The organism is Spiribacter pallidus, assembly GCF_040838495.1.
GTDB classification, from domain to species: domain Bacteria; phylum Pseudomonadota; class Gammaproteobacteria; order Nitrococcales; family Nitrococcaceae; genus Spiribacter; species Spiribacter pallidus.
Genome location: NZ_JBAKFM010000001.1, coordinates 513040 through 538486, shown reverse-complemented (window position 1 = coordinate 538486; position 25447 = coordinate 513040). Strand labels below are relative to the sequence as shown.

At 66.4% G+C, this 25447-nt stretch carries 23 protein-coding genes; 21 read left to right on the top strand and 2 right to left on the bottom strand.

All coding sequences use genetic code 11. The features are described 5' to 3' along the window. Positions 1-43 precede the first annotated feature (43 nt). From V6X73_RS02655 to ssb, 3 genes are all read left to right on the top strand, one after another. Entirely contained in the window at positions 44-1246 is a 1203-nt protein-coding gene (locus V6X73_RS02655; RefSeq protein ID WP_367957866.1) for an MFS transporter, read from the top strand. Continuing rightward, positions 1243-2967 carry a bifunctional sulfate adenylyltransferase/adenylylsulfate kinase gene (locus V6X73_RS02650; RefSeq protein WP_367957867.1) on the top strand — a complete coding sequence of 575 codons (1725 nt, stop codon included), beginning with the start codon at positions 1243-1245 and terminating at the stop codon, positions 2965-2967. Before V6X73_RS02655 ends, V6X73_RS02650 begins: the two co-directional genes overlap by 4 nt. Before the next feature lie 101 nt (positions 2968-3068). Continuing rightward, on the top strand, positions 3069-3527 hold the full coding sequence (gene ssb / locus V6X73_RS02645; RefSeq protein ID WP_367957868.1) for a single-stranded DNA-binding protein: 459 nt from the start codon (positions 3069-3071) through the stop codon (positions 3525-3527). Here the strand turns inward: ssb and V6X73_RS02640 are convergent. Together V6X73_RS02640 and V6X73_RS02635 are read right to left on the bottom strand one after the other, a co-directional pair. Beyond that, positions 3524-6118: an AMP-binding protein gene (locus V6X73_RS02640; RefSeq protein WP_367957869.1), complete on the bottom strand. Its 2595-nt coding sequence runs from the start codon at positions 6116-6118 to the stop codon at positions 3524-3526. The two genes, ssb and V6X73_RS02640, sit on opposite strands and share 4 nt — an antisense overlap. A gap of 2 nt (positions 6119-6120) precedes the next feature. Further along, complete coding sequence (locus V6X73_RS02635; protein ID WP_367957870.1) at positions 6121-6720, bottom strand: HAD family hydrolase; 600 nt, start codon at positions 6718-6720, stop codon at positions 6121-6123. A gap of 156 nt (positions 6721-6876) precedes the next feature. Here V6X73_RS02635 and deoD point away from each other — a divergent pair, with 156 nt between their 5' ends. The 18 genes from deoD (at position 6877) to rng (ending at position 25446) form a co-directional block, all read left to right on the top strand. Next, the gene (deoD, locus tag V6X73_RS02630) at positions 6877-7590 is read left to right on the top strand and encodes a purine-nucleoside phosphorylase (protein ID WP_367957871.1); all 714 of its coding nucleotides are present in this window, start codon (positions 6877-6879) and stop codon (positions 7588-7590) included. A gap of 20 nt (positions 7591-7610) precedes the next feature. Next, positions 7611-8963 (top strand): UDP-glucose dehydrogenase family protein, encoded by a 1353-nt coding sequence (locus tag V6X73_RS02625; RefSeq protein WP_367957872.1) that lies wholly within the window; start codon positions 7611-7613, stop codon positions 8961-8963. Further along, the gene (locus V6X73_RS02620) at positions 8960-10399 is read left to right on the top strand and encodes a mannose-1-phosphate guanylyltransferase/mannose-6-phosphate isomerase (RefSeq protein ID WP_367957873.1); all 1440 of its coding nucleotides are present in this window, start codon (positions 8960-8962) and stop codon (positions 10397-10399) included. The genes V6X73_RS02625 and V6X73_RS02620 overlap by 4 nt, the downstream gene beginning before the upstream one ends. 44 nt (positions 10400-10443) lie before the next feature. Beyond that, complete coding sequence (miaB, locus tag V6X73_RS02615) at positions 10444-11835, top strand: tRNA (N6-isopentenyl adenosine(37)-C2)-methylthiotransferase MiaB (RefSeq protein WP_367957874.1); 1392 nt, start codon at positions 10444-10446, stop codon at positions 11833-11835. Continuing rightward, positions 11810-12838, top strand: a complete 1029-nt coding sequence (locus tag V6X73_RS02610) for a PhoH family protein (protein WP_367957875.1) — start codon at positions 11810-11812, stop codon at positions 12836-12838. Before miaB ends, V6X73_RS02610 begins: the two co-directional genes overlap by 26 nt. Then, positions 12825-13319, top strand: coding sequence for an rRNA maturation RNase YbeY (gene ybeY, locus V6X73_RS02605; protein ID WP_367991046.1), 495 nt, complete (start codon positions 12825-12827; stop codon positions 13317-13319). Before V6X73_RS02610 ends, ybeY begins: the two co-directional genes overlap by 14 nt. 63 nt (positions 13320-13382) lie before the next feature. Beyond that, complete coding sequence (locus tag V6X73_RS02600; RefSeq protein WP_367958376.1) at positions 13383-14261, top strand: HlyC/CorC family transporter; 879 nt, start codon at positions 13383-13385, stop codon at positions 14259-14261. Positions 14262-14267: 6 nt separating this feature from the next. Then, positions 14268-15758: an apolipoprotein N-acyltransferase gene (gene lnt / locus V6X73_RS02595; protein ID WP_367957877.1), complete on the top strand. Its 1491-nt coding sequence runs from the start codon at positions 14268-14270 to the stop codon at positions 15756-15758. 40 nt (positions 15759-15798) lie between these two features. Beyond that, a complete protein-coding gene (locus tag V6X73_RS02590) occupies positions 15799-16326 on the top strand; it encodes a zinc ribbon-containing protein (RefSeq protein WP_367957878.1) in 528 nt (175 codons plus the stop codon). 44 nt (positions 16327-16370) lie between these two features. Beyond that, complete coding sequence (gene leuS, locus V6X73_RS02585; RefSeq protein ID WP_367958377.1) at positions 16371-18965, top strand: leucine--tRNA ligase; 2595 nt, start codon at positions 16371-16373, stop codon at positions 18963-18965. Further along, positions 18965-19477, top strand: a complete 513-nt coding sequence (locus V6X73_RS02580) for an LPS-assembly lipoprotein LptE (RefSeq protein ID WP_367957879.1) — start codon at positions 18965-18967, stop codon at positions 19475-19477. The genes leuS and V6X73_RS02580 overlap by 1 nt, the downstream gene beginning before the upstream one ends. Before the next feature lie 5 nt (positions 19478-19482). Further along, positions 19483-20523 carry a DNA polymerase III subunit delta gene (holA, locus tag V6X73_RS02575; protein ID WP_367957880.1) on the top strand — a complete coding sequence of 347 codons (1041 nt, stop codon included), beginning with the start codon at positions 19483-19485 and terminating at the stop codon, positions 20521-20523. After that, positions 20520-21803 carry a glutamate-5-semialdehyde dehydrogenase gene (locus V6X73_RS02570; protein ID WP_367957881.1) on the top strand — a complete coding sequence of 428 codons (1284 nt, stop codon included), beginning with the start codon at positions 20520-20522 and terminating at the stop codon, positions 21801-21803. Before holA ends, V6X73_RS02570 begins: the two co-directional genes overlap by 4 nt. An 11-nt stretch (positions 21804-21814) precedes the next feature. Beyond that, positions 21815-22474, top strand: coding sequence for a nicotinate-nucleotide adenylyltransferase (gene nadD / locus V6X73_RS02565; RefSeq protein ID WP_367957882.1), 660 nt, complete (start codon positions 21815-21817; stop codon positions 22472-22474). 32 nt (positions 22475-22506) lie between these two features. Next, positions 22507-22857, top strand: a complete 351-nt coding sequence (rsfS, locus tag V6X73_RS02560; RefSeq protein ID WP_367957883.1) for a ribosome silencing factor — start codon at positions 22507-22509, stop codon at positions 22855-22857. 5 nt (positions 22858-22862) lie between these two features. After that, the gene (gene rlmH, locus V6X73_RS02555; RefSeq protein ID WP_367957884.1) at positions 22863-23330 is read left to right on the top strand and encodes a 23S rRNA (pseudouridine(1915)-N(3))-methyltransferase RlmH; all 468 of its coding nucleotides are present in this window, start codon (positions 22863-22865) and stop codon (positions 23328-23330) included. 26 nt (positions 23331-23356) lie between these two features. Then, positions 23357-23983, top strand: a complete 627-nt coding sequence (locus tag V6X73_RS02550) for a Maf family protein (protein WP_367957885.1) — start codon at positions 23357-23359, stop codon at positions 23981-23983. Further along, positions 23980-25446, top strand: a complete 1467-nt coding sequence (gene rng, locus V6X73_RS02545) for a ribonuclease G (protein ID WP_367957886.1) — start codon at positions 23980-23982, stop codon at positions 25444-25446. Before V6X73_RS02550 ends, rng begins: the two co-directional genes overlap by 4 nt. Position 25447 lies beyond the last annotated feature (1 nt).

Genomic DNA, 25447 nt, shown 5'->3' with positions numbered 1-25447 from the left:
GGGAGCAGCAGTGCACGGGAAGAGCGGATCCGGCGCCGGGCCGATGACCACCGACGAACGCCGGGCCACCGCTGGATTGTCCATTATCTTTGGGCTGCGCATGCTGGGGCTGTTTTTGATCCTGCCGGTGTTCGCCCTCTACGGCCAGGACCTGGCGGGCGCGACGCCGACGCTCATTGGCCTTGCCATCGGCGCCTATGGCCTGACCCAGGCCGTGTTGCAGATCCCATTCGGCATGCTCTCCGATCGCATCGGCCGTCGTCCGGTCATCATGCTCGGCTTGCTGTTGTTTGCCGCCGGCAGTGGGGTGGCCGCCGAGGCCGAGAGCATTGTCGGCGTCATCGCGGGCCGGGCCCTGCAGGGTTGTGGCGCCATCGCCGCCGCGGTGATGGCGCTGGCCGCCGATCTCACCCGCGAGCAGCAGCGCACCAAGACCATGGCGCTGATCGGCATCAGTGTCGGGGCCGCTTTTCTGGCCGCGCTGCTGATCGCCCCGGCGGTTGCCGCCGGGCTGGGGCTGCCCGGGGTGTTCTGGACCACCGCCGGCTTTGCGGTGTTGGCGATGCTGCTTTTGTTTTTATTAGTGCCCGCCGGTGGCGAGGCCCGCTTTCGTCCCGAGGTCAACGCCCGGGCGGGTGGCTTGCCGGTGGTGCTCCGGCACCCGGATTTACTCAGGCTTGATCTCGGGGTGCTGGTGCTGCATCTAGTGCTCACCGCCAGCTTTGTCGTGCTGCCAATCATCCTCGAGCAGCGGCTGGGGATCGGCCGGGGTGATCACTGGATGGTCTATGTGCCGGTTCTGGTGCTGTCGGTCGGCGGGATGGGGCTTTTGATCAGCATCGGCGAGCGACGTCGCATCCTTCATCGCCTTCTCGCCGGCGTGGCCATTCTGGTGATCGCCGCCGATCTGCTCCTGGCCGGCTTTTCCCATCAGCTTTGGTTGGTGGTGCTGGCCCTTTTTGTGTTTTTTGTCGGGTTCAACACCCTCGAGGCCAGCCTGCCATCGCTTTTGACGCGCTTTTCGCCGGCGGGCCTGCGTGGGACGGCGCTGGGGGTGTATGCCACCGCGCAGTTCATGGGGGCATTCCTCGGTGGGCTGCTGGGCGGGATGATTCAGGGCGCCTTTGGCGTCTCCGGCGTGTTTGTTTTTTGTGCCATCGCCGCGGCGATATGGCTGGTAGTGGCCCTGGGACTGCGGCCACCGGCGGATTTCCGCGCCCAAGCGGATCAAATGGAGACCCCATGAGTGATTTGATACCGCCCTATGGCGGCACCCTCAAGGACCTGAGACTGGACGCGGCGGCTGCCGATGAGGCCCGGGGACGGGCACTCGAGCTGCCCGGCTGGGACCTCACCGAGCGACAGCTCTGCGACCTGGAGCTGCTGGCCAACGGCGGGTTTTCGCCGCTGGATGGTTTTATGAACCAGGCCGACTACGAGCGGGTCGTCACCGACATGCGGCTTGCCGACGGCACCCTCTGGCCCATGCCCATTACGCTGGATGTCAGCGAGGCGTTTGCCGGCCGCCTGGCCACCGGCGACCAGGTGGTCCTTCGCGATCCCGAGGGTGTGGCGCTTGCCATCCTCACCGTATCGGATACCTGGCGGCCGGACCGTGCGGCCGAGGCCGAGGCGGTTTTTGGCACCCGTGATACCGCGCACCCGGGCGCGGCCTACCTGCTGCAGCGCAGTCATCCGGTGTATCTGGGCGGCCGGGTCGAGGCGCTCGAGCTGCCGTCGCATTATGATTTCCCGCATCTGCGGCTTACCCCGGCCGAGACCCGGGCCCGCTTTGCACGCAGCGGATGGCGGCGGGTGGTGGCCTTTCAGACCCGCAACCCCATGCATCGCGCCCATGTCGAACTGACCTTTCTGGCGGCGCGACAGGCCGAGGCCAATCTGCTGATCCACCCGGTGGTGGGCATGACCAAGCCGGGTGATGTGGACCATTACTCACGGGTGCGCTGCTACGAGCATGTCCTCAAGAAATACCCCGAGCAGACCACCGCGCTGTCCCTTCTGCCGCTTGCCATGCGCATGGGAGGGCCGCGTGAAGCGGTCTGGCATGCCATCATCCGCCGCAACTACGGCTGTACGCATTTCATCGTGGGTCGCGATCATGCCGGCCCCGGCAAGGACAGTCAGGGCGACGAGATCTACGGCCCCTATGACGCCCAGGCGCTTGTCACCGAGCATGCCGCGGAGCTCGGCATCGAAATGGTGCCGTTTCGGATGATGGTCTACGTCCAGGAGCGGGCCGGGTATGCCCCCATCGACGAAGTGGACGAAGCACGCGAGACGGTGATGAACATCTCCGGGACCGAGTTTCGCCGCCGAATGCGGGAGGGGCTCGAGATCCCCGACTGGTTCGGCTACCCCGAGGTGGTGGCGGAGCTGCGGCGGACCTATCCGCCCCGCGCGCGCCAGGGGTTCACGCTTTTTTTCACCGGGCTTTCGGGCTCGGGCAAGTCCACCGTGGCCAATGCGGTCATGGTCAAGTTAATGGAGCGGGGCGGCCGGGCGGTCACCCTGCTGGATGGCGATGTGGTGCGCAAGCACCTCTCCAGCGAGCTGGGCTTTTCCAAGGAACACCGCGATCTCAACATTCGCCGCATCGGCTTTGTTGCCGCCGAGATCACCCGCAACGGCGGGGCGGCAATCTGCGCGCCGATCGCCCCCTATGCCTCGACACGCCGGGATGTGCGGGCGATGGTCGAGGCCGCCAACGGCGGGTTTATCGAAATCCACGTGGCCACGCCCATCGAGGAGTGCGAGCGTCGCGATCGCAAGGGGCTCTACGCCAAGGCGCGGGCGGGACAGATTACCGGGTTCACGGGGATTGATGACCCCTACGAGGCCCCGGTGGAACCGGAGCTGCGGATCGATACCACCGACTGCACGCCGGACGAGGCGGCCCAACAGGTGCTGCTCAAGCTCGAGTCGCTGGGCTACATCGATCTGCGTTAACCGTCCGTCGTAAGGCGTTTGGCTTTGTTCGCCGAACGGGTAGAGTGCAGAGGTCAAGCGGGCGGTCGAAATCGCCCGGTCATCCGTCAAGGGAGGTCAATATGGCTCGTGGAGTGAATAAGGTCATTCTCATTGGCAATCTGGGGGCCGATCCGGAGGTGCGCTATTCCGCCGCCGGCAGCGCCATCACCAATGCCCGGGTTGCCACCACCGATCAGTGGAAGGATCGTCAGACCGGTGAGCAGCAAGAGCGCACCGAATGGCACCGGCTCGTTTTCTTTGGCCGGCTTGCCGAAATCGCCGGCGAGTATCTGAAAAAGGGCTCGAAGGTGTATGCCGAGGGTCGGCTACAGACCCGCAAATGGCAGGGTCAGGATGGGCAGGATCGTTACACCACCGAGGTAGTGGTCAACGACATGCAGATGCTCGATGGTGCCGGCGGCGGTATGGGGGGCGCCCCCCAGAGCGGTGGCATGGATCAGTCGGCACCGGCGGCCAGTGCCGAGCCGGCGCCTCAGGCCGCACCGGCGGACGACTTCGACGACGACATCCCGTTTTAATCGGCACGCGCCGATGACGACAGCGAGCGCATGGCCTGCTCGATGCGGGCCACGATCGCTCGCTCATCGGCACCATCCTCACCCGGCTCGATGGGCGCGCCAATGCGGATCACCACCCGGCCACGTCGCGGCCAGAGTTGTCCGACCGGCAATACCTGATCCGTCCCCTCGATCCAGACCGGCACCACCGGCCGCGGCTGGGCCTTGAGCAGCATCCCGATGCCCGGGCGAAGGTCACCAAGGCCCTCGCCGGTATGGCGCTCGCCTTCCGGAAACCAGACCAGCGGATGGCGGCGCTCGAGACAGGCCGCCGCCAGTGCCAGGCTGCGGCGCGGCGCCGAGCCCGGGTCGATGGGCAGGATGCGGGCAATGTCACTAAAGCGACGACGCAGCGCGGTGCTGAACAACAGCCCCGTCCACCCGGCCCAGAATAGCCCCGGCAGATGCCGGCGGGGCAGAATGGCGGTGAGCACGATCGGATCAAAGGCGCTGAGGTGCCGGGGTGTGATCAGACAGCCCGAGAGCTCCGGCCATTCTCCCTCGACCTCGATGCGGGCATAGCGACGACTGATCAAAAGGCAACCGGCGAGGACCACCCGGGCGGCCAGATGACGCAGCACCCCACGAGGGGCCAGGGCCCGTTGGTCGCGATCATCGAGCAACGACGCCGGCTGCTGGAGGGATGCCACCAGATGGGAGCCGTCGGCATCGGGCTCGACCTCCCGGGCCTGGATGACCGCCTGCAGCAGGTCACGGACCGTGGTGACTTCGGCAATGGCCTCGTCGGCCAACTCGACGCCGCTTTGCTCGCGAAGCGCAAGCGCCAGGTCAATCCAGCCCAGCGAATCGATATCCAGATCGCGATGAAGGTGGCTATCGGGTGTAAGACGCCGGTCGGCAAAGCGTGACGCGAGGTAATCCCAGGTTTTACCGGCCACCGGATCACTCAGCAGGGCCTGATCCTCGGGCATCATCGCCTCGATGGCGATGGGTTCGGCGCGCGGGGGCTGCGTGCCGGCGGCCAGCGCCTCATAGCGGCGCTTGAGATGGGGGCGTCGCAGTTTACCCAGACGGGTGCGGGGCAGGGGGTCAACGCTGACCTGTATCCGGGCGATGGCATGGTGGCCGGGTAACTGACGGGCCGCCGCGGTCACCGCCGCCTCGGCGTCGGCCGGGTCGTGGTCGGGTTCGGGCACGACAACGGCAGCGAGCCGATCGTCATCCGCCAGTACCCCGGTCTCCCGCAGGGCCGGTTGCGCATTGAGCACCCGCTCGATGCGCTCGGGATCGATGTTCTCGCCCCCGGGCAGCACGATGGTGGCGGACAACCGGCCTTGCAGATGCAAAAAGCCATCGTCGTCGATCCACCCCGCATCGCCGGTATGCAGCCAGCCATCGGCGTCGATGGGGCCATCGCCGGTCGGGCTGCCGCGGTAGCCCTCAAAGACATTGTCCCCCCGGGCGCAGACCTCGCCGTCGATGATGCGCAGCGACACACCGGGCAGGGGGCGGCCGGCGGTCTCCAGCCGGGCTTCTCCGGGCGGATTGAGGGTGAGGATGGGCGAGGTTTCGGTCAGCCCGTAGCCGGTTGCAACCTGCCAGCCCAGCGTCTGCAGCCGTCGCCCCAGCCCCGGGTCGAGCGCCGCCCCCCCGCTCACCGCCAGTCGCAGCGTGGGCGCCAGGCGCTTGATCACTGGACGGAATAGCCAGCGTCCCGGATGAAGGCCGGTCCTGCGCCGGCACCACTGGGCGCCGGTCATCAGCCATTCGAGCACACGCCCACGCCAGCGACGGCCGTCGGTGAGTCTGGCCTCGAGCCTTTGCCAGAGCGCCTCGTAGAGTCGCGGCACCCCCAGCAGGATGGTGGCCCGGCTCTGGTAGAGGGCCCCGGCAATCCGGGGGCCGACCAGCGAACGCGGCATGATGAGTGTCGCCCCCAGGCCGATGACGGTCAGCAGCCCGATGCTGAACGGATAGACATGGTGCAGGGGCAGTGGCAGCAGGATCCGATCATCCGGCCGGGCGATGCCCTCGGCGATGAGGCCCTGGACATTGCTGAGAAGGTTGGTGTGGCTCAACGGCACCCCTTTCGGGGGGCCGGTGGTGCCAGAGGTGTAGAAAATCACCGCCGTATCCGCGCCGTCGGGAAGCTGTACCGGGAGGGCAGACGACTCGACCGTGTCTGCTCCGGGGGGCGGCGCGGGCAGGGGTTGGGGCGATGGGCCCGGCCACTGGATGTCGCTGTCGATGACGGCCGGGTCGGCATAGATGCGCGCCGGTGCGGCGTCGTCGAGGACATGCTGTAGATCGGCCCCGCGCATTTGCGCGTCCACCGGGACCAGGGTGCAACCGGCCTTGAGCACCCCCAGCGCGGTGATCACCCAGGCCGGGCTGTTGGCGGCGATGATCATGATCTGATCACCCGGGCCCAGTTTTGCCGCGGTCAGTTCGCTGGCCACACGCCGAGCGGCCTCGAAGAGCTGGCGACGGGTATAGTGCTGCTCGCCGGCCTCGGTATAGGCCACCAGTGCCGGGGCCTCGGCGGGGGCCTCGGCGTTCTCGAGGAATGTGGTCAGGCTCTGGGTATCCATCGTCAGCGTAACCCCCGATAAACCGGATAATCGGCCAGGGCCAGCATGGCCGTATCGCCGTCGGTGTCCCCGTAAGCATAAACGGGGGTGTAGGCCTGCGGGTCAAGCCGCTCGGTCAGCCGCCGGACCTTTTCCTCGCCCCGGCAGTTGGGGCCGGCCAGCTGCCCGGTCAACCGTCCCTGCTGGCGCTCGGCCCGGCTTGCAATGACCTCGATGCCCAGACCCTGCGCCCAGGGCTCGATCCAGTCCTGGAGCGATGCCGATATCACGATCACCCGATGGCCCTGCTCGATGTGCCAGTGCAGGCGCGCCTCGGCCATGGGCCTGAGCAGTCGGGGCAGCCCATCGGTGGCATATTCGCGGGCCAGACCGGCAAACTCGCCCTCCGCCATGCCGCCAAAGAAGGCACGCAAAACGGCCGTTTTGGCGATATCGCGATGGACCCGACCCAGTGGCACCCCCAGCAGCGTTGGCACCAGCGGCAGGGCGCGCCGGGCCACCTGCCAGGGCCCGAAGGCGTGATAGAGCAGATCGCTTAGCGTATCGCGCCGGGTCAGCGTGCCGTCCAGATCAAAAAGCGCCAGGGGCCGTTCGTGGGTCATCCTGTCCTTCCATCGTCTCTTGATCCGCCATTCTGCCGTTGCGGGCGGCGGCTTGCACCTGCGCTGGGCCGTCGGACGCTGGTCAGGACCGGGTCGGCGCAGTAGAGTTCGCGGCTGGATTGCGACATACACAGCCGATCGATGGAGGCCAGGGCCATGGCAACGCCGCATATCAGCGCCGAACGGGGGGATTTTGCCGAGACCGTGCTCATGCCGGGGGATCCGCTGCGGGCCCGGGTGATCGCCGAGAACTACCTGGACAACGCCCGCGAGGTGACGAGCACGCGCAACATGCTCGGCTACACCGGGACCTATCGGGGCGCGCCGGTCTCGGTGATGGGCTCGGGGATGGGGATCCCCTCGATGTCCATTTACGCCTTTGAGCTCTACACCCAGTACGACGTCGAGAAGATCATCCGTGTCGGCACCTGCGGGGGGGTCAGCGATTCGGTGGCGGTCCGCGACATTATCGTTGCCATGGGGGCGTCGACGGACTCGAGCGTCAATCGCACCCGCTTTGGGGGGCACGATTTTGCCGCCATTGCCGATTTCGGCCTGCTCGAGGCGACGGTCGGTGCGGCCCGGGCGGCGGGGATCGAGGCCCGCGTGGGCAATGTCTTTTCCTCCGAGCTTTTCTACAACCCCACGCCGGATTTCTTCGCCATGATGCAGTCCCATGGCATTCTTGCCGTCGAGATGGAAGCCGCCGGCCTCTACGGCGTTGCCGCCGAGACCGGCAAGCGCGCGGTGAGCATCCTCACGGTCAGCGACCATGTCATGACCGGTGCCTCCACCAGTGCCGATGAGCGGCAGAACAGCTTCCAGGACATGATGAAGGTGGCCCTGGAGGCGGCCGCCGGCGCCAACTGAATCCACCAGGGAGGGGATCGATGCGCATTACCATTTTCGGGACCGGCTATGTGGGGCTGGTCACCGGTGCCTGCTTTGCCGAGGTCGGTAACGACGTCATCTGCGTGGACGTCGACGCTGGCAAGATCGATCGGCTCAATGCCGGTGAGATCCCCATCTACGAGCCCGGCCTCGAGGCCATGGTGGTGCGCAACCATGCCAGCGGGCGTCTGCGCTTTACCACCGATGCCGCCGAGGCGGTTGCCCATGGCGAGTTTCAGTTCATCGCCGTGGGGACGCCGCCGGATGAGGATGGGTCGGCGGATCTACGGCATGTGCTGGCGGTGGCCGACAGCATCGCGACGTCCATGCAGGATTACAAGATCATCGTCGATAAATCCACGGTGCCGGTGGGCACCGCCGACCGGGTGCGCGAGACCGTCCGCCGGCGGCTGGCCGACGAGGGCCGGGCGGTGGACTTTTCGGTGGTCTCCAACCCCGAATTCCTCAAAGAAGGCGCGGCGGTGGAGGATTTCATGAAGCCCGAGCGGGTGATTGTCGGCTGTGATGACGCCCGGGCCCGGGATGCGCTGCATGACCTTTATGCGCCGTTCAACCGCAACCACGATCGACTGATCAGCATGGATGTTCGCTCGGCCGAGCTGACCAAGTATGCCGCCAACGCCATGCTTGCGACCAAGATCAGCTTCATGAACGAGCTCGCCAACATTGCCGACCGCGTTGGCGCGGATATCGAGCGTGTCCGGGTGGGGATGGGATCGGATCCACGCATTGGCTATCACTTCATCTATCCCGGGGCCGGCTATGGTGGCTCCTGCTTTCCCAAGGATGTCCAGGCGCTTGCCCGGACCGCCAACGATGTGGGGTATATCCCGCAGTTGCTCGAGGCGGTGGAAGAGGTCAACGCCCGGCAGAAGCATTATGTGTTCAAGCGCATTCGCGAGCATTACGCGGACGGCTTGCAGGGGCGCTGTTTTGCCCTGTGGGGGCTGGCGTTCAAGCCCAACACCGATGACATGCGCGAGGCGGCCAGCCGGCGGTTGATGGAATCGCTCTGGGAGGCGGGTGCTGAGGTTCGGGCTTTTGACCCCAAGGCCATGGAAGAGACCCGCCGGATCTACCCCGGCCAGCCGGGGTTGACCCTTTGCGACCGCCCCGAAGCGACCCTCGAGGGGGCCGATGCGCTGGTGATCATGACCGAGTGGAATGTCTTTCGCAGCCCGGACTTCGACCTGATTCGCGATCGCCTGGCGGCGCCGGTGATTTTTGACGGGCGCAATCTGTTCGACCCCCACGCACTCCAGCAGCTCGGCTTTCATTACTACCCCATCGGCCGGCCGGTGGTGGCGCCCGAAGCGGGGGATGGGCCATGACGGCGGCGGATCCGGGGCCGGTGGTGCATCCGGTCATCCTCTGCGGCGGGGTGGGGTCGCGGCTGTGGCCGCTGTCGCGCGAGCACTATCCCAAGCAGTTTCTGGATGTCGGCAATAGCGGCCGGACCCTGGTGCAACAGACCCTCGAGCGCTTGCAGGGGCTGCCCTCGCTGGCGGCTCCCGTGGTGGTCGCCAACGAGGCCCATCGATTTCTGGTCGCCGAGCAGCTGCGGGGCAACCCCCTGGGACAGGCCCGGATCCTGCTCGAGCCGGTGGGCCGGAACACCGCGCCGGCACTTGCGGTTGCCGCCCTGGCGGCGCTGCAGCAAAGCGACGAGGCGGTGCTGGCGGCCTTCCCCGCGGATCACCTGGTGGCCGAGCCGGCCGCCCTGCGCGAGGCGCTGGGGGATGCGGTGGAGGCTGCTGCAAAGGGCTGGCTGGCTACTTTCGGCATCGTGCCCACCCGGGTGGAGACCGGCTATGGGTATCTGCAGGCCGGGCCATCGCTGCCCGGTCAGGATCGGGTCTATCGTGTCGAGCGTTTCGTCGAAAAACCCGATGCCGCCACCGCCGAGGCCTATGTGGCCGCCGGCGACCATTACTGGAACTCGGGGATGTTTGTCCTGCGCGCCTCGGATTATCTGGCGGCACTGCAGGCCCATGCCCCGGAGATGCTGCGTTGCTGCGAGGCGGCGATGGCAGCGGCGGTGGCCGATCTGGATTTCATCCGGCTGGATGAGACGGCGTTTGCCGACTGTCCGGCGGATTCCATCGACTATGCGGTCATGGAGAAAACCGATGCCGCGGTGACCGTGCCGCTGGAGGCCGGATGGAGCGATCTGGGATCGTGGGCGGCGCTGCTGGAGGCCGGCACGGCGGATGCCGAGGGCAATGTCCTGATGGGGGATGTCATCGCCGAGCAGAGCTCGGGCAACTACATCCGCGCCGAGAGCCGGCTGGTGGCCACGGTGGGCCTCGACAATCATGTGGTGGTGGAGACCGGCGACTCGGTGCTGGTGGCATCCCGCGAGGCGGTTCAGTCGGTCAAGGCCGTCGTCCAGCGCCTGCAGGCGGCACGACGACACGAGGCCATGGAGCACCGTCAGGTCCATCGCCCCTGGGGCAGCTATGAGGGGCTGGTTCGGGGCGATCGGTTCCAGGTCAAGCGCATCGTGGTCAACCCCGGGTGTCAGCTGTCACTGCAAAAACACCACCACCGCGCCGAACACTGGGTGGTGGTCAAGGGGACGGCGCGGGTCGTGCGGGGCGAGGAGACTTTTCTGCTCAGCGAGGATCAGTCCACCTACATCCCCCTGGGCGAGGTCCACCGCCTGGATAATCCCGGCAAGATCCCGCTGGAGCTGGTCGAGGTCCAGTCCGGGAGCTATCTGGGCGAGGACGACATCACCCGCCTGGAAGACGTCTACGGCCGCTGAACCTCGGATTGTCCGGGCCGGGTCGCGCTAGTATTCTCTGCGCCATGACGCAGAAAGTTTATGTTCGCACTCACGGCTGCCAGATGAACGAGTACGACTCGGCCCGCATGGTCGATGTGCTGGCGGCGGAGGGGGACTACGAGCGGGTTCAGAGCCCCGAAGCGGCGGATATCATCCTGCTCAATACCTGTTCGATCCGGGAGAAAGCCCAAGAGAAGGTCTTCTCGGAGCTGGGTCGGTGGCGGGCGCTGAAAGCGGACAAGCCTGATATGCTCATCGGTGTCGGTGGGTGTGTCGCCAGCCAGGAGGGCGCGGCGATCGCCGAGCGGGCCCCGTTCGTAGACATGGTATTTGGCCCCCAGACCCTTCACCGCCTGCCGGACATGGTTAATCGGGCGCGGGAGAGTCGCCGTGCGGTGGTGGATGTCAGCTTTCCCGAAATCGAGAAGTTCGACCGGCTGCCCGAGCCGCGGGCCGAAGGGCCCACGGCGTTCGTCTCGATCATGGAGGGCTGCAGCAAGTACTGCAGCTTCTGTGTGGTGCCCTACACCCGGGGTGAGGAAATCAGCCGTCCCTTCGAGGATGTGCTCGCCGAATGCGCCGAACTGGCCGAACAGGGGGTGCGCGAAGTCACCCTGCTGGGGCAGAACGTCAATGGCTATGCCGCCCACGGCCCCGAGGGCGAGGCGGCGGATCTGGCGTTGCTGATCCACTATATTGCCGCCATCGACGGCATTGACCGGATCCGGTTCACCACCTCGCATCCGCTGGATTTCACGCCCAGTCTGGTGGACGCCTACGCCCAGGTGCCGGAGCTCGTGGATCATCTGCATCTGCCGGTGCAGAGTGGCTCGGACAATGTCCTTGCGCTGATGAAGCGAAACCATGGCCGGGAGCATTTTCTTGACCTGATCGCCCGGCTGCGGGCCGCTCGCCCGGGGATCGTCATATCCTCGGATTTCATCATCGGCTTTCCCGGTGAGATGGATCGGGACTTCGAACAGACCATCGATCTGGTCGAGCAGGTGGGCTTTGATCAGTCGTTTAGCTTTATCTTCTCGCGCCGGCCCGGGACCCCCGCCGCGCAGCTGCCGGATGCCACGCCGCTCGAGAGTAAAAAGGCCCGCTTGCAGCGGCTTCAGGCGGTGCTTGATGACAACGCCCGGGGCATCAGCGAGGCCATGGTCGGCGGGGTCGAGACGGTGCTGGTTGACGGGGTCTCACGCAAGGACGAAGGCGAGCTCAAGGGCCGCACCAGCAACAACCGGGTGGTGAACTTTCCTGGCAACCCCCGGCTGATCGGCCGCTTCGTGCGGGTGCGCATCACCCTGGCGATGGCCCATTCGCTGCGCGGTGAGATGCTCGACATCGACCCGGTCCTCGAGCCGGATCTGCATGCCAGCGCGCCGGATGCCGAATCCGTGGCGGTGTCATGACACGGAAGGCGTTTTGAGCACCGGGCATCCCGAGGCAGTGGATTTTACCCTGGCACCGGCCGACAACGAGCGCCTGGCCAATCTCTGTGGCCAGTTCGACGAAAACCTGCGACAGGTGGAAAAACGACTGGGCGTGGAAATCGAAAACCGCGGCCACCGTTTTCGCATCATCGGTGAGGATGCAGCGGCATCGGTGGCGGGCGATGTGATCCGGGCACTCTATGATCACACCGCCCGTGAGGTGATCGGCGCCGAGAATGTCCATCTGCAGCTGCGCAGTGCCGAAGCCGACGCGGCCGACGCCCGTCTGGAGGCCGACACCGAGGACGAGGGCCCGGCGGTCAGCATCCGCACCCGCAAGGGCATGATTCGCGGCCGGGGGCCCAGCCAGCGTTACTATCTGGACGCCATCCAGCGCCATGATCTGAACTTCGGGATCGGGCCGGCGGGCACCGGTAAGACCTACCTGGCCGTCGCCTGCGCGGTCGAGGCGCTGCAGCAGGAGGCCGTCCAGCGGCTGGTGCTGGTCCGGCCGGCGGTGGAGGCCGGCGAGCGGCTCGGTTTTCTGCCCGGGGACCTGGCCCAGAAGGTCGATCCCTATCTGCGCCCGCTCTACGATGCGCTTTTCGAGATGCTCGGCTTCGAGCGGGTCAATAAACTCATCGAGCGCAACGTCATCGAGGTCGCCCCGCTCGCCTACATGCGGGGCCGGACGCTGAACGATGCGTTTATCATCCTCGATGAGGCGCAGAACACCACCGTCGAGCAGATGAAGATGTTCCTCACCCGCCTGGGGTTTGGCTCGACGGCGGTGGTCACCGGCGATGTCACCCAGATTGATCTGCCCGCCGGCCGGGCCTCCGGGCTGCGGGATGCCATTGATGTCCTGCGGGATGTCGACGGTGTGAGTTTTAGCTTTTTCAATGCCCGGGATGTGGTCCGTCACGACCTGGTGCAGCGCATCGTCCGCGCCTATGACGTGCGCGGCGATGACGCCGACTAGCCGCGCCATGCCCGAGTTGATACTGCACTCGGCGGTGGACGCCGTGATCCCGTCCGAAGCGGACTTCCGCAGGTGGGTGACAGCCGCGCTTGCCGATCGCCGCGGCGACTGGGAGCTGGGCATTCGGGTGGTCGACGCCGAAGAGATGCGGCGGCTCAATCGTGACTATCGCGGCAAGGATCGGCCGACCAATGTCCTTGCCTTTCCGGTCGATCTGCCGGACGGTGTCGATCTGCCCTTGCTTGGCGATCTTCTCATCTGCGCCCCGGTGGTGGCCCGGGAAGCCGCCGACCAGGGCAAGGCCGAACATCAGCACTGGGCGCATCTGACCGTCCACGGGGTGTTGCACTTGCTTGGCTTCGATCATCTGGATAGCGTGGAGGCCGAGGCAATGGAGGCCGAAGAGCGGCGGGTGCTTGCAGAGATGGATATTGCCGACCCCTATCGCAGTGATTCGGCGGCGGGTGAACCGATCGGTTAGTGCGCTGTATCCAGCGCGCTAACCCATCGACCATCCGGTCGCCAGATGAGGCCTTACGAAGGCATGAATGATGAGCAATCCGGGAGTACGGCTTCCGGTCACCCGGGGTGGCTGAAGCGACTCGGCCAGACCCTCACTCGCCACGAAATCGAAGATCGCGAGGGGGTCGTGCAGACGCTGCGCGCGGCGCATCGGCGCGGCATTCTGGATGCCGATGCGCTTTCCATGTGCGAAGGCGTGCTGCATGTGGCCGACCTGCAGGTTCGTGACGTGATGATCCCTCGCTCCCAGGTCTCGGCGCTGCGGCGCTCGGAATCGGTCTGGGATCTGCTGCCGGCAATCATCGAAAGCGGCCACTCGCGGTTTCCGGTCACCGGCGACAGCCGGGACGATGTCATCGGCATTCTCATCGCCAAAGACCTTCTGCCGTATCTCGACCCTCAGCACCAGCGCGAATTCCAGCTCCGCGAACTGCTCCGGCCGGCGCTTTTTATCCCCGAGAGCAAGCGCCTGGATGCGCTGCTCAAGCTCTTTCAGGAAAGCCGCAACCACCTGGCGGTGGTGGTGGACGAGTACGGCGGCATGGCCGGCATTGCCACCATCGAGGATGTCATCGAGCAGATCGTCGGCGAGATCGACGACGAGCATGATCAGGATGAGGCCTCGTGGATCTTGAGCCGTAACGACGACGGCCGCACCGTGGTCAAGGCCCTGACGCCCATCGATCTTTTCAACGAGCATTTCGGCAGCGACTTCAGCGATGACGAGTTCGACACCATCGGCGGGCTGGTGGCCAACGGCTTCGGCCATGTGCCGCGGCGCGGCGAGCATTTGATGCTCGATGACTTTCGCTTTGATGTGGTGCGCGCGGATAGCCGCCGGATGCATCTGCTCCTGGTGACCCCACCGGACGCGGCAACGCCCTCCGGCCAGGAGGCATAAGCGTTGATGGCCATTGGCGCCCGGCTGCTGCTGGCCCTGCTCAGCGGTCTGTTGCTGGCGGTCGGTTTTGCGCCATTCAATAGCTTCTGGATCCCGGTGCTGGCGCTCGGTGTGGTCTTCTCGCTGCTGGGCGCCAACCGTCGCGGGGGCGAGGTCTTCGCCCTTGGCTACGTCTTCGGGCTCGGTTACGCCGGTCTGGGGGTGTACTGGATTTTCCACAGCATTGCCGATTACGGCGGCGGGCCGGTGGCGGCGAGCGTGGCCACTGCGGTTCTGGTGGCCTTGTTTGCCCTGATTCCCGCCCTGGCCCTGACCCTGGGCTGGTGGGTCGGCCGGCACTGGCGTCGGGGGTTGTATCTACTGGCCCTGCCCCTTGCCTGGATCTGGGTGGAGTGGGTGCGGAGCTGGTTTTTAACCGGGGCGACGTGGTTGAGCCTGGGGTATACCCAGGTGGACACGCCGCTCGGGGCCTATGCCCCGTGGCTGGGCGTCTACGGCCCGGGGCTCGCCGTGGCGCTCATGGCCGGGGCCCTCGCCTGGTGGCTGCGACGCCCCCTGTCGAGGCGCTTGGCCGAGTCGCTGGTGGTGGTTGTGATCGTCACGACAGGCGGGCTTTTGCTGCCCTCGCAATGGGGCCAGCCGGCGGGCGAGCCACTGACCGTGGCGCTTTTGCAGGGCAATATCGAGCAGTCCCGCAAATGGGACCCGGACGAGCGCTCGGCCATTGTGGGTGAATATGCCGCGCTGACTCGCCAGCAGTTGGGCGCCGATCTGATTGTCTGGCCGGAGACGGCGCTGCCGGTGTTCTACAAAGGGGCCGAGGACTGGCTACAGTCGTTGGCCGGCGAGGCCCGGGCGGCCGGCAGCACGCTGGTGCTCGGTGCGCCGGTGGCCCGGGGCGAGCAGCGCTTCAACGCGGTGGCCGTCCCGGGCGAGACGCCGCAGTTTTACTTCAAACGACACCTGGTGCCTTTTGGCGAGTACGTGCCATTTCGCAAGGTGGCCGGCGGTATCCTCGATTTTGTCGGCACCCCCCTTGGGGATTTCAAGCCCGGCACATCGGCAGCGCCCCTGATGGCCGCCGGCCAGCCGCTTGGCGTGAGTATCTGCTATGAGGTGACGTTTGGTGCCGAGCTCGCCGATGCGCTGCCGGCGGCGCGGATCCTGCTCAATGTCAGCAATGATGCCTGGTTCGGACGCTCCAGCGCCCCCTGGCAGCATCTGCAGATGGCCCGCATGCGGTCGCTCGAGACCGGCCGGCCGATGATCCGGGCCACCAATACCGGCGTCTCGGCGATCATCGCAGCGGATGGTGAGCTCAAGGCCAATACGCCGCTTTTCCAGCGGGCGGTGCTGCGCGGTGAGGTCACACCACGCGAGGGCGCCACCCCCTATGTGCGTTGGCGGGACTGGCCGCTGGCGGGTGTTTCGACGGCGCTGCTGGTTGGGCTGCTGGTGACCGGGCGGCGGCGGTTTGCGCTCTTTCGTCAGCTTTAGTGTCGGTTACACTGGTGGCGCCACGGACAGGAGGGCAACCATGAGTGAAGATCCGGACCGCCAGTCGTCCCAGGTCCACGCCTACGAGCGCATGCTCGAGCGCCTGCGCGAGCGCCTCGAAGAGACCGGCGAGGCGGTGGAACATGGCTTTCGCGACGCCCTTGAGACCGTCCGCGAGCGCAGTATCGAGCTCGGTGAGCTCACCCGGGACGAGGCCGACCGGGTGGCGGGCTATCTTCGACGGGACCTGGAAGACGCTGCGGAGTACGTGGAAAAGGCCCGCGGGACCTATGGCGATTGGCTGTACATGGATCTACAGCTTGTCGAGCGCTGGATGTGGGATCGGTTTGCCTCGGTGGCGGATCAGACGCGGCTGCAGTGGCAGGCGTTCAATCGCGAATTGCAGGCGGCGGCGAGTTATCATACCGGCGAGATCACCGGGCCGGGGACGCTGGTCTGCGACGGCTGTGGCGAGCGCCTGCACTTCGCCCGGGCCGGTCATATCCCGCCATGCCCGAGCTGTCGCGGTACGACCTTCCAGCGGGCGGCGCGGCGGACGTCGCACTGAGCATAGATGCATTGGCCATGGCCGACGGGGTATCCTCTCGCGCCATGGAAAAGCACTACGACCCCGCAAGCATCGAGGCCGACGCCCAGGCCTACTGGACCCGTGAAGGCAGTTTCCAGGTCGAGGAACGTCCGGATCAGGAAAAATACTACTGCCTGTCCATGCTGCCCTACCCCAGTGGGCGGCTGCACATGGGCCATGTCCGCAACTACACCATCGGTGATGTCATCAGCCGTTTCCAGCGGATGCAGGGGCGGAATGTGCTCCAGCCCATGGGCTGGGATGCCTTCGGGCTGCCGGCGGAAAATGCGGCGATCAAACGGGGCGTACCGCCGGCCGAGTGGACCTATCAGAATATCGACCACATGCGCCGGCAACTCCAGCGCATGGGCTACGGCTACGACTGGCGGCGCGAGGTCACCACCTGCGATCCCGACTACTATCGCTGGGAGCAATTCATGTTCACCCGGCTGTTCGAAAAGGGCTTGGTCTATCGCGCCAGGGCGGTGGTCAACTGGGATCCGGTGGATCAAACCGTGCTTGCCAACGAACAGGTAGTGGACGGCCGCGGCTGGCGCTCGGGTGCGCTGGTCGAGCGTCGCGAGATCCCGCAGTGGTTTTTGCGCATCACCGATTATGCCGACGAATTGCTCGAGGGGCTGGATCGGCTGCCCGGCTGGCCGGACGCGGTCAAGACCATGCAACGCAACTGGATTGGCCGCTCCGAAGGGGTGGAGCTGGACTTTGCCCTGGCCGACGGGGGTGAGCCGCTGCGGGTCTACACCACCCGGCCGGATACCCTTTTCGGGGCGACGTACATGGCGGTGGCGGCCGACCATCCGCTGGCGGTCGCCGCGGCGGAACGGGATCCGCGGATTGGTGATTTTCTCGCCGAAATCCGTCGCGGTGCAGTCACCGAAGAGGCCCTGGAGAAGCTCGAGAAAAAGGGCATGCCGCTGGGTGTCGAAGCGATCAACCCGCTCTCGGGCGAGCGTATTCCGGTCTGGGTGGCCAATTTCGTGCTCATGGGCTACGGCACCGGCGCCATCATGGCGGTGCCCGCCCACGATCAACGCGATCATGAATTCGCCCGCCGCTACGGGTTGCCGATCCGTCAGGCGGTGGGGCCGGCGGATGGCAGCCCGATTGATGTGCAGGCCGAGCCCTGGGCCGCCAAGGAAGGGCTTGTCACTGTGAACGCCGGCGAGTTTACCGGGCTGGATTTTGACAAGGCCTTCGAGGCCATTGCCGATCACCTCCAGGCCCGGGGCATCGGCGAGCGGCGGGTCAACTACCGGCTCCGCGACTGGGGTGTGTCGAGACAGCGATACTGGGGCTGTCCCATCCCGATCATCCATTGCGATGATTGCGGCCCGGTCGCCGTGCCCGACGCGGATCTGCCGGTGACTCTGCCCGAGCAGGTGAGCTTCAGCGGTGTGCAATCGCCGCTCAAGACCGATGCCGACTGGCGGGCGGTGGATTGTCCGTGTTGCGGCAAGCCGGCCGAGCGCGAGACCGATACCTTCGATACCTTTGTCGAGTCATCCTGGTACTACGCCCGCTACTGCAGCGCCGATGCCGATGCCATGCTCGATGAGCGAGCCAATCACTGGTTGCCGGTGGATCAGTACATCGGCGGCATCGAACATGCGGTCATGCACCTGCTCTACTTCCGGTTCTGGCACAAGCTCATGCGCGATCTGGGCTGGGTGGACAGCGATGAGCCGGCGACCAACCTGCTCTGCCAGGGCATGGTGCTGGCGGAGGCCTATTACCGCGACAGCGACGAGCATGGCCGGGAGTGGATCGCGCCGGCCGAGGTCGCGGTCGAGCGCGACGGCAAGGGCCGTATCGTCGGGGCCACCCGGCGCAGCGACGGCGCGGCGGTAGAGGCCACCGGCTGGACAACCATGTCCAAATCCAAGAACAACGGCGAAGACCCCGAGACGCTGGTGGCGCGTTTCGGCGCCGATACGGTGCGGCTTTTCACCATGTTCGCGGCGCCGCCCGATCAGGCGCTGGAGTGGCAGGACAGCGGTGTCGAGGGGGCTTCGCGCTTTCTCAAGCGACTCTATTCACTGGTCGTCGAGCATGTTCAGGCCGGCCCTGTGCCCGCCGATGCCGACGCGGCGGCGCTGGACGACGAGGGCCTGGCGTTGCGGCGCAAACTCCACCAGAGCATTGCCAAGGTGACCGACGACGTCGGCCGGCGTTATACGTTCAATACCGCCATCGCCGCGGTCATGGAGCTTTGCAACGCGCTGGGCCGTTTTGATGCCACCACCGGGCCGGCCCGTGGGTTGCGTCAGGAGGTGCTCGAGGCGGTGGTGCTCATGCTCCAGCCCATCACGCCGCATCTCAGCCACCGCCTCTGGCAGGATCTTGGCCGGACCGGTGCCGCCGTCGACCAACCCTGGCCGCAGGTTGACGAGGCCGCGCTGGCGCAGGACGAGATCGAGCTGGTCGTCCAGGTCAACGGCAAACTGCGCAGTCGCATCCGGGTGGCCGCCGAGGCGGCGGAGGAGGCCATTCGCGAGCAGGCCCTCGCCGATGGCAACGTGCAGCGCTTCATCGCGGATCTGCAGGTGCGCAAAGTCATTGTCGTGCCGGGACGGTTGGTCAACGTGGTGGCCAACTGATGCGCCTGGCAAACCTGGCCTTGGTGCTGTTGCTGTCGATCACCATGGCCGGCTGCGGCTGGCAGCTGCGTGGGGCGGCCGGTGGCGGATTCGGTGACCTCGCCATCGCCATCGAAGGCGGGGTCAGCCAGCCGATACTCGATCAGGTCGGCCGGCAGCTGCGCGATCTCGACGCCCGGGTTGTGGCCGACCGCCAGGCAGCCGAGCGGGTGCTGGTGATCCGGGATGTCCGGGTCGATCGCCGGACCGTTGCCACCGATGCCGACGGGTTCGCCGAGGCCTATGAGTTGCGCTACCGGATCGATTTTCGTCTCGAGCCGGGCGGACGCAGCGGGGGCGATGTCGATATCGGTCAAGCGCAAACGGTTCGAGCCACCGCTGCCTATGCAGCCGCCGCCGACGACAACCGGCAGGGCATGCAGGCCGAAGACGCCGAGGCTGAGGCACTCGAGCGGGATCTGCGTGCGCAGGCCATCGACCTTTTGCTCGCCCGGGTCAGCCGGCAGTTGTAGGGGTCATGGGCGAAGTTCGCATCGAGGCATTCGCTCAGCATCTCGCCCAGGGGCTCAGCCCGGTGTACCTCATCGCCGGTGAAGAGCCACTGCTCGTCGAAGAGGCGCTGGATGCCGTGCGGCGAACGGCGCGGGCGGCCGGCCATGACGAGCGCGAAGTCCTGCATGCCGACAAACAGTTTGACTGGGCTCGGCTGACCGCAGCCAGCGATAACCTCTCGCTTTTCGGTGGACGGCGGCTGATCGAGCTGCGGCTGCCGGGGGGGCGCCCCGGCAAAGAGGGCAGTGCGGCATTGAAGGCCTTTGCCGGCGCCCCGCCACCGGATACCACGCTGGTGGTCGTCACCGATCGGCTCGAGGCCGCCCAGCGCAAAAGCGCCTGGGTCTCGGCCATTGCCGGGGCGGGCACCTATACCTATGCCTGGCCGCTGCAACGGCAGGCGGTGCCCAAATGGCTCGAGCAGCGTGCCCGATCCCGGGGCGTTCACCTGGATGCCGAGGCCGTGACGCTGCTGGCCGATCGCAACGAGGGCAACCTGCTGGCCATGGCCCAGGAGATCGATAAGCTGGCGCTGCTCGCCGGCGAGGGGTCGCTGGACGCGGCGGCGGTGGCCGAGGCGGTGACCGACAGCGCCCGCTATGCGATCTTTGATCTGCCCGAGGCGGTGCTTGCCGGGGCCGTCGGCCGCAGCCGGCGCATCGTCGAGCGCCTGCGGGCCGAGGGCGAGGAACCGGTGTTGGTGCTCTGGGCGCTGGCTCGCGACCTTCGCGCCCTGGTCGATATTCAGGCGGCGCTGGCGCGTGGTGAGCGAAGCGCGGCGGTGATGGCGCGCCACCGCATCCTCAAGCGCCGCCAGACACGGTTTGATGAGCTGGCGCGCGCCCTTCCGCAGCGTCGACTGATGGGGTTGCTCTCGCGGGCGGCCGCGGTGGATCGGGTGATCAAAGGGGCGGTCCCCGGCCGGCCCTGGGATGAATTGATAGTATTGTCCAGCCGGGCGGCACGGGTGGCCGCCCGCGGTGCAACAACGGAGGCTGGCGCATGAGCGAGGATTCCACCCAACCAATCGACGATATCCCGGCCTACATGCGAGCGCTTGGCGAGGCTGCCCGGGCCGCCGGGCGCCATCTGGCGGCCACCGACAGTGGCCCGCGCAACCAGGCGCTGCGATTGATTGCCGAATCCATCCGCGACGCCGCGCCGGCGCTGGCCGAGGCCAATCAACGCGATCTGGATGCCGGCAAGGCCGCCGGTCTGGATGCCGCACTGCTTGACCGCCTGGCGCTGACCGAAGCCCGTATCGAGGCGATGGCCGAGGGGCTTGAACAGATCGCGGCACTGCCCGATCCGGTCGGTGCAGTGACCGATCTCGATCCCATGCCTTCGGGCATTCGCGTTGGCCGGATGCGGGTCCCGCTGGGGGTGGTGGGGATTATCTACGAGTCCCGTCCCAACGTGACCGCTGATGCCGCCGGGCTTTGCCTGAAATCGGGCAACGCCTGTCTTCTTCGGGGTGGATCCGAGGCGCTGCACTCCAATCAGGCCATCGCCGAATGTATCCGCGGCGGGCTCGAGGCGGCGGGTCTGCCGTCTACCGCGGTTCAGGTGGTGGGGACCACTGACCGCGCGGCGGTGGGAGAGTTAATCACCTTGGATGATTATGTCGATGTGCTGGTGCCACGGGGCGGCAAGGGGCTGATCGAGCGGATCATGCGGGATGCCACGGTGCCGATGATCAAGCACCTCGACGGCATCTGCCATTGCTATATCGATGCCAACGCCGATGCGGACATGGCCGAGCAGGTGGTGGTCAATGCCAAGACCCAGCGATATGGCACCTGCAACACCCTCGAGACGCTGCTGATATCGGCCGCCATGGCGCCGGAGATGCTGCCGCGACTGAAGGCGCGTTTTGATGCCCATGGTGTCGAGCTTCGCGGCTGCGAACGTAGCCGCTCGCTGGTGGATGGGCTGACCGCGGCCACCGAGGCCGATTGGGATACCGAGTATCTCGCCGCCATCCTCTCGATACGGGTGGTGGATGATCTGGATGAGGCCATCCGGCATATCGCGCGCCACAGCTCGGGGCATACCGACGCCATCGTGACCAACGACTACGCCCACGCCCAGCGCTTTTTGCGCGAGGTGGACTCCAGCTCGGTCATGGTGAACGCCTCGACCCGCTTTGCCGATGGGTTTGAATACGGTCTGGGGGCCGAGATCGGGATCAGCACCGACAAGCTGCATGCCCGGGGTCCGGTGGGACTCGAAGGACTGACCACGCAGAAATACATCGTCCTTGGCGAGGGCCACGTCCGCGAATGAGCAATGCCGGCATGGCCCCGCTGGCACTGCTGGGCGGTACCTTTGACCCGGTTCACTACGGGCATCTGCGCCCGGCCATCGAGGTTCGCGAATCACTGGGGGCCGATGAGCTGCGGTTGATTCCGGGGCATGTCCCGCCCCATCGGCCGCAGCCCCGCCTGGCGGCCGCTCGGCGGGCCGATCTGCTCGACCGGGCCGTTGCGCCCATTCCGGGGCTGGTCGTGGACCGTCGCGAGTTGGTGCGGGCCGGGCCGTCCTACACGCTGGATACCCTGCGCGAGCTGCGCCGGATGATTGGCGACCGGCGGCCGCTTTGTTTTGTCATGGGCGGCGATGCCTTTGGGGGGCTCTGCAGCTGGTATCAATGGCACAAACTCACCGACTATGCCCATCTGGTGGTGACCACCCGGGCCGGCTACACCGCGACGCCGGCGACGGGGCCGCGGGGTGCGCCACCGCAATGGTTGCCGGACCGCCAGGCGGCTACGGTGCAGGCCTTGCGGGCCCGGCCCGCGGGGCTGGTGTATTTTCAACCGGTTTCAAGGCTGGAGATTTCGGCCACGGCCATTCGGCGATTGCTGGCCCAGGGCCGCTCGGCCCAGGGGTTGATGCCTGACTGTGTCTGGCAGCCCGTCGCCAGCCAGGGGCTTTACGGTTACCCACAAGTTTGACGGGCCCCGGCCCGGGAGGATGGAAGCCATTCATGACTGACGCCCAGACCGCTGCCGAGACCCTCTGCGACCAGGTGGCCGAGGCCCTCGACGATATCAAGGCCGTTGATCCGCGCATCATCGATGTCCGTGGCCAGACGGCGATCACCGACTTCATGGCATTCGCCACCGGTAATTCGCGCCGCCATGCGCGGGCCATTGCCGAGACGGTGATCGAAGCCGGCCGGGCCACCGGCCAGCCGCCGCTGGGCGTCGAAGGGATGGACGACAGCGAGTGGATCCTGGTGGATCTGGGTGATCTGGTGCTGCATGTCATGCTCGAGGATGTCCGCGACTTCTACCGATTGGAGCGGATCTGGGGCGTGGAGCAGGTAGCGGACTGAGCCCCATGCGGCTGCAGATCGTGGCAGTGGGCCGGCGTGCGCCGGACTGGATCGAGACCGGTTTTAAGACCTTTGCCCAGCGCATGCCCGCCCATCTGCCATTGTCGCTTCGGGCGGTGGACGCCGGCGCGGCCCGGCGGGGTGGCGACTGGCAGCGGGCCCGGGCCCAGGAGGGTGAGGCGCTGCTGGCCGCCACCGGCGCGGCCCGGCGCATTGCCCTCGACGAAGGCGGCCGGGCCTGGTCGACCCGGGATCTGGCAGACTATCTCGACGATGCCATGCAGCAGGGACAGGATCTGGCATTTATGATTGGGGGTGCTGACGGACTGCACAGGGACTGCCTGGCAGCGGCGGAACGTCGTTGGTCATTGTCGCCGCTCACGCTCCCCCACATGCTGGTTCGGGTGGTGGTTGCCGAACAGCTATACCGGGCCTGGACGCTGCTCTCCGGGCATCCCTACCATCGAGGTTGAGCGCGCCGTGTGCGCAGGAGATTGCAATGAGCGACTCGCCCCTTTCTTCGGAATCCCCCGATCTTTGCCTCGCCTCCGGGTCGCCGCGGCGGCAGGCGTTGTTGACCCGCATGGGGGTGCGGTTTGTCACCGTCGCCCAGGATGTCGACGAGCAGGTGCTGGCGGATGAATCACCCGAGGTGTTTGTCATCCGACTAGCGCTGGAAAAGGCCCGCGCCGGGCTCTCGGGCCGCCCCACCCCGGACACCCCGGTACTCGGCGCCGATACCGCGGTGGTGATTGATGATGAGATCCTCGGCAAGCCGCAGGATGCCGACGCCGCGCGGGCCATGCTCGAGCGCCTGGCGGGCCGGACCCATCGGGTGCTCACCGGCGTGGCGCTGGTGGATGGCGAGCAAGAGGCGACCCGGTTGTCGCTGAGCAGTGTCAGCCTGCGGATGATCGACCCGGCCGAGATCGAGGCCTATTGGGCCAGTGGCGAGCCGGCGGACAAGGCCGGCGCCTATGCCATCCAGGGACTGGGCGGGGTTTTCGTCGAGCAGCTCGAGGGCAGCTATTCCGGGGTCATGGGGTTACCGCTTTTCGAGACCCATGATCTGTTGGGCGAATTCGGCATCGCCTATCAACGCCACTGGGCGACGGAGGCCCGGTGAGCCAGGAGCTGCTGGTCAATGTCACGCCGCAGGAAACGCGGGTGGCGGTGCTGGACAATGGCAGCCTCCAGGAAGTCCATATCGAGCGCACCCGCAGTCGTGGTCTGGTCGGGAATATCTACCAGGGTCAGGTCTCGCGGGTGCTTCCGGGCATGCAGGCGGCGTTCATCGACGCCGGTCTGCAGCGCACGGCGTTTTTGCACGCCTCGGACCTGCGCGCCCGGTATGCGGCGGCCACCGGCGAGGGGGGTGATCCGCCGCCCATCCAGCAGCTGTTGCGCGAGCAGCAAAAGCTCATGGTGCAGGTGGTCAAGGATCCGATCGGCAGCAAGGGGGCTCGGCTGACCACTCAGATCGCGATCCCGGCGCGGACCATGGTCCTTTTAGCGGGCAATCCGGGGATCGGTGTCTCGGCCCGCATCGAGGCCGAGACCGAACGCGAACGGCTGCGCTCGCTGGCGCAGACGATCACCGCGGCCACCCCAGAGGATGGCTGTATCCTGCGTACCGCGGCGGAGGGCGCGGACCAGGCGGCATTGCAACGCGACTGGGACTTCCTCCAACGGCTCTGGGCCGATATCCGACGGCGCGCCGAACACGCCCAGCCCGCCACGCTTTTGCACGAGGACCTGCCCCTGGTGCTGCGCATCCTGAGGGATCTGGTGGGCGAAGAGGTCGAGCGGGTGCGGGTGGATTCGCGGGAGTGGCACGAGCGCATGATCGACTTCAGCGAGGCATTCCTGCCGGATGCCGGCTCGCGGCTCGAGCATTACCCCGGCGAGCGGCCCATCTTCGATCTCTATGGGGTCGAGGACGAGATCCAGCGCGCGCTGCAGCGCCGGGTTCAGCTCAAATCCGGGGGGTATCTGATCATCGACCAGACCGAGGCGCTCACCACCATCGATGTGAATACCGGCGGGTATGTCGGCCACCGCACCCTCGAAGAGACGATCTTCAAGACCAATCTCGAGGCCGCCCAGACGATTGTCCGGCAGCTGCGGCTGCGCAACCTGGGGGGGATCATCATTGTTGATTTCATCGACATGGAGGAGGCCGAGCATCAACGGCAGGTCCTGCGGGCGCTGAGCAAGGGACTCGAGCGGGATCACGCCCGCACCCAGGTCTCGGCCATCTCCAGTCTCGGGCTGGTGGAGATTACCCGCAAGCGCATTCGCGAGTCGCTGCAGCATCAGCTCTGCGAAGTCTGCCCGACCTGCGCCGGCCGGGGCTATCTGAAAAGCGCCGAGACGGTCTGCCACGAGGTCACCCGTGAGATTCTGCGTGAGGCCCGCCAGTTCGAGTTCTCGCGTTTGCTGGTGCTGGCCGCCCAGGACGTCGTGGACCGGGCCCTGGAAGAAGAGGGGGATGGGTTTGCCGAGCTGGAGGCTTTCATCGGCAAACCCATCGAATTCCAGGCCGAGCCGCTATACAACCCCGAGCAATTCGATGTGGTGTTGATGTAGG